The organism is Francisella sp. SYW-9, assembly GCF_008711465.1.
In the GTDB taxonomy this organism is placed as follows: Bacteria; Pseudomonadota; Gammaproteobacteria; order Francisellales; family Francisellaceae; genus Francisella.
In genome coordinates this window covers 1-5006 of the sequence record NZ_VXKQ01000021.1, presented here as the reverse complement: position 1 = coordinate 5006, position 5006 = coordinate 1, and the positions used below count along the sequence as shown (strand labels likewise).

Genomic DNA, 5006 nt, shown 5'->3' with positions numbered 1-5006 from the left:
TTTTGTTCATGGAACCTAATCTTACCTATTGACGCTAGCGAAAAGTTTTAGTTTTGATAAAATTGTTTTGATAATTTTTTAATGCCTTTTTTAATAGCGTAATAAGATCTTCTAGAAATATTATGTTTGTCTATAATTTCTTGGACACTTAGAGGCTTTGTTTAAAGCATATTTAAAGGCTTTAAGTAATCCAAATCTATTCAAATAAATCAATGTTACTAATAAAACAGAATTAACTAATATAGCTATACTTGATGAAACAAAGCTCCTGAAAACAAAAAATTTACTTTTTAGCAGATTCTTTAAAGTGATTAAAACAATATAATTAATTATATTCGCCACAATCATTATAAAAATTCCCATTATTGCCACAATAGGAATAAATCCTAATATATATCTAAAATCTGCTTGATGAGACCAGTCTTTAGGATATGGTAGTTGTATAATAAACAGAGCCAATATAACAAAAAGTAGATCACAGAAACATCTCATACTTATTGTGATAACATATGGTTTTCGCCCAAAAAGTTCTGCGATTATGTCTAATATAGGATACATTAATGTTGCAATCATTACTGAAGCTGGAAATTGAATATAATTATTTATAAATACTATTTTTGATGATGCCACTCCGGATATCATATCTAATGCTATAAATACTGCTAAAAGTATACCAAAAATAGCTCCGTTATTAGTCAAATATAAATAATGGGTGTATCTTCTAGCCATATGCAATTTTTCTCATAATATAATACTTATGCTTATTATATACAGTTAAAATAAACAACATCAAATAATTTTGTAGAAATACTAAAATATTAATTGTCTACAGGGAATATGACCTAACTTAGATTTAAAATGAATAATTATTTAAATCTTATTAGAATATTCTTTTAGCTGATTTCTGAAAAGTGCTACTCTACTCTTAAGTTTAGGGCTATCCCAGCTTTTATATACACTGTCACAAGCCTGTTCAATAACATCTATAGAATAATTATTAAATATATTTTTTATGTCATTTTCTGTCAATCCTAAATCATCACTCAATAATATCTCATTAGCCTTATTACTAAGATTATCAGGAATTAAAGTATTTTTTGTTTCTGGTGATTTTGATTGTTTAATTAAAGTATCTAACCTAATATCATTAAGGCTATTATTTTTTTCTTTTATAAAAAACATGATTGAGGTTATCTTTCTGCCTGTTTTTTCTTCTGAAAATGAAACATCTAAATTTGACAACATATTAATCTCATCAACTCCTTTTTTTAGAAACATCTCTTTAAATTTAGAATATCTAGAAAGATAACATTCAGGCATTTCAAAAATTTTATGTAAGTACACCACATCAAAATCAACAATTAAAGAGCTTTTAAAAGTCTTTTGCCTATCATATTCAGATTTAAGAAATAAATACAGCCTAGATGAATATTTACTTTTAAATTGTAGCAAAGTTGGTAACTTAGCTTGTACAAATTCATCTTTAAGCTCTAAAAGAAAAGGTTTTAAGTTTGGATCAAATTTTGCTTTTATCTGGCCAGAGCCTTTTATATATTTTAAACTACTAAACCAAGATGTTGTTAATATTTCTTTATTATCTTCTATAGTTATAGTTTTTCCCACAAGTGCTTGTGCAAACTCTTTATATTGTTTATAATTTTTTTGAGTTAATTCTCTATTCTCTAACTCACTTATATGTATATTATATTCAAAAAAATCAGTATCTTCTTTATTTATCTGAGAAACCATTAAATAAATAAAATTTTGCTCCTCTTTACTTAAACTATATCTACCTTTAATAAGTTTATTATGGGCAGCTAAATTACTATTATTACCTAACCTCTTCATAACACCTAAAAATAAGTAACAGTGTTTTTAATATATTATGAATTTTTTTTAATTGCAACATTTAATATAAAAAACCATTATAAACACGGGAATTAATTCTAGAAAAGTATCACATATAAACAACAAACTTATAAAAAGGTGTTTTTAAAGTATAAAAAGGTATCTTGACTTATAAAAAAGTGTTCTTAACTTATAAGAAAGTGTCTATCCATGAAGCTACGCTTATAAAAAGGTGTTTTTAAAGTATAAAAAGGTGTTTTTAGCTTATGTAAAAGCTTATATTTAAAAGCTTTTAGCTTTTTATAATCTATTTAAATAAATAGATAAACTATTCAATATAAATAGTTATTTTTTATTCCATAAATATCAGGATAAAACTGCTGTAAAAATATGATTAATCAATAGTGAATCTAATTTGGGATAAAGGTAGTTTAAAGTCACAGAGTTTTAAAACACCTTTTTATAAGTTATTTATATTTTTTAATGATAATCTCTAAATCAGCATTAGTTAAATCATTTAAATAACGAATAGCTATTTTTACAATATCAGAGTTAGATGTTTTATAATAATTACTTTTAATAGATAAAGACTCTATAATATCTTTTGTTTCTTCATCTAACGAAAATGTGACTCGCTTATACTTTTTAGTATTTTTAATTATCTTATTATCATTGATATCTGTTACATGATTACTATCTGCTGAATTAATAAATTCATCAATAAGAGATTTTTTATTTTGTCTATTTTTTATTTTCATAAAAATCCACCTTCCAAAAATTCCATAACTTACATAAGTTATGTAAGTTTCATATATTGCATAATTTATTTAAAATTATAAATTTCATTCACTATTTTTTTTATTTCTTTAGCGGCTTTACTATTATTTATTTCAATAACTCCTTTACCTAAATATGCAGTATCTCTATATACTTTTCTATCACTGGTATATGACTCTAATAATGTAAATTCTGGAAACTCCCTTAAATATTTCTCTGCTTGATCCCTTTCATCTATTAAATGATGTGTAGGACACATTGAGAACATAACTAATGATTTTAAATTCTCATTTATAGTTTTAGCAGATTCTACAATTTCGGCTTGATTCTCCAGAGTATCTAAGTCATATTGACTTGGCCTTACAGGAATTAATAGATAATCAGATACTAACATACCAGTTCGTTGTTCTTTTGAATCTCTACCTGCACAGTCTATTATTATATAGTCATATTTTGTCTTTAGATCTTTAATAGCTTGTGATATATTATCAGCTACTTTTACTGATGGGATATTCAATAATTTTTCTTCGTTTTCTAATCTATATTGAATCCAAGATGTCGTTGAGTTTTGTTTATCAGAATCAACTAAAATAACATCTTTACCTAAATGTTTTAAATAACAAGCAATATTTGTAGCTATTGTAGTTTTACCTGCTCCGCCTTTTTGTCCACCTACTAGAAGTATCATGCTCTTCTCCTCCTATGTTAAATTTCAACCCTTATTGTTTAAACACTTTTAATTTTGTAGATCCCAAAATCCTCGAAGATCCAATTATTTTTTATTGTTAAATAAATTGTTTTAAGAAACTTTCTAGCAGTTGCAATAATTGCTTTTCCTGCTGATTTCTTCTGCTTTATTTTTCTATAAAAATCACCTAAATAACTACTATACCTAATGGCTATTAATGTACATTGGACTAAAGTCGTTCTTGCAAGCTTATTTCCTCTTTTGGTAATCCTACCTGTCTTTTCTGTTTCATTAGAATTAGAAACCCTAGGTACTATTCCAAAGTATGAAGCTAATTTATCAGCACTAGAAAAGTCATTAACATCACCAATATGTGATAAAAGTATGCTTGCTGATTTCTCGCCAATACCTTTTATACTTTTAATACTCTCAAAACCATCTAATTTTTGACCAGCTTGACATAACAAAACATCAATTTCTTTTATACCCTGATTAAGATGTTCAACTTGAGATTTAAATATTTTAACCTCAATCATTGTCAAATCATCCAGATTATATTCAAGCAAAGAATTTAAACCTTTTTTAGTAGTTAAAGTTTCTTTTTTAAGCTTATAACCTAAACTATTAAATATCCCATGTAGCTTATTTATCAAGCTTGTTCTAGTTTTTACTAGTTGTTCTCTGGAACTAGATATTCTTGATACCTGTAACTGAGCATCGGTTTTCACTCTTGATTCAGGTAACATATCTTTACTCAAATAAAATGCTAAAGCTTTTGCATCATTTTTATCTGTTTTTTTAACAGATGTTCTAATTACATTAAATTGACCAGGTGATACTACTTTTATTTCTTTAACACTCTTTATGACATTCTTATAAAAATAATTACTATTACCTGTAGACTCTACTGCTAGCAAATCTGTTTTACGCAAAGTTGATATAAAGTCACTTAATCCTAAAGTATTAGTCTCGTAGGTACTAAATTTATAATCTTTGCCATCATAGTAACAAGCTGTAAGGTTGTTTGTATGTAAATCTATTCCTATATATCTAGTCATATTAGTATCCTCTCTTTTATTTAAGAGCAGAAATTTATCATCCGGTTTAACCATTCTCCTATACGATGTCATATGCATCATGATGAGGTTCGATGCTAGATTTAATTAATCTCCATTACAGAGTCAAAATGCTCTAAATTATCAATACAATCTAACATCTATTTGCTCCAACAAACTCAATTATAACTATTTATTGGAACTTAAACCGGTGGCTACAAAATTTATCATCTCATCTCCATTATGTAACTTACATAAGTTATTTAAATAGTGTAATAATATATAGTTTCCCACACTTTCGGAATATTTTCAATAAGTTACATAAATTAATTAAGTTAATTAATTTATGTAATATGCGTAAATTACATAAGTTATGCAAGTTATTTATGTATGTATTATTAAAGATTTATTATAGTCCTATAAAAGGGTCCTTTTTAAAGACAGATTTTTAAAATTTCTGAAAGCTAGTAAATAGGTTAGAAAAATGTCTAATATTGGAATGTTTTCTATCAAAGTCTTAAATATTCAACATTATTATTAATTATGAGATATTTTAAATTAGTGGAGCAATCCTAATGTCTCTGCTAGTTCAATAAATAGTCATAAGCTCCATTTTTAATTTTATAATAAGTTCTTTG

The 5006-nt window shown here is 25.8% G+C and carries 5 protein-coding genes; all 5 read right to left on the bottom strand.

Translation table 11 applies throughout. The annotated features are described in order from the left end of the window. Positions 1–120 precede the first annotated feature (120 nt). The gene (locus F3D62_RS09385) at positions 121–729 is read right to left on the bottom strand and encodes a VUT family protein (protein WP_150467993.1); all 609 of its coding nucleotides are present in this window, start codon (positions 727–729) and stop codon (positions 121–123) included. A gap of 141 nt (positions 730–870) precedes the next feature. After that, positions 871–1848: a replication initiation protein gene (locus tag F3D62_RS09380; protein ID WP_150467992.1), complete on the bottom strand. Its 978-nt coding sequence runs from the start codon at positions 1846–1848 to the stop codon at positions 871–873. Between the two features lie 467 nt (positions 1849–2315). Then, positions 2316–2606 carry a hypothetical protein gene (locus F3D62_RS09375; protein ID WP_150467991.1) on the bottom strand — a complete coding sequence of 97 codons (291 nt, stop codon included), beginning with the start codon at positions 2604–2606 and terminating at the stop codon, positions 2316–2318. Positions 2607–2671: 65 nt separating this feature from the next. Then, positions 2672–3313 carry an AAA family ATPase gene (locus F3D62_RS09370; RefSeq protein ID WP_150467990.1) on the bottom strand — a complete coding sequence of 214 codons (642 nt, stop codon included), beginning with the start codon at positions 3311–3313 and terminating at the stop codon, positions 2672–2674. A 38-nt stretch (positions 3314–3351) separates the two neighbouring features. Then, a complete protein-coding gene (locus F3D62_RS09365) occupies positions 3352–4371 on the bottom strand; it encodes an IS110 family transposase (protein WP_150467989.1) in 1020 nt (339 codons plus the stop codon). Positions 4372–5006: the final 635 nt, after the last annotated feature.

What these genes read in the sequence shown, in the direction of transcription:
- F3D62_RS09370 (WP_150467990.1), bottom strand. Translation starts at nt 3,313, where the DNA reads ATGATACTTCTAGTAGGTGGACAAAAAGGCGGAGCAGGTAAAACTACA.
- F3D62_RS09380 (WP_150467992.1), bottom strand. Translation starts at nt 1,848, where the DNA reads ATGAAGAGGTTAGGTAATAATAGTAATTTAGCTGCCCATAATAAACTT.
- F3D62_RS09375 (WP_150467991.1), bottom strand. Translation starts at nt 2,606, where the DNA reads ATGAAAATAAAAAATAGACAAAATAAAAAATCTCTTATTGATGAATTT.
- F3D62_RS09385 (WP_150467993.1), bottom strand. Translation starts at nt 729, where the DNA reads ATGGCTAGAAGATACACCCATTATTTATATTTGACTAATAACGGAGCT.
- F3D62_RS09365 (WP_150467989.1), bottom strand. Translation starts at nt 4,371, where the DNA reads ATGACTAGATATATAGGAATAGATTTACATACAAACAACCTTACAGCT.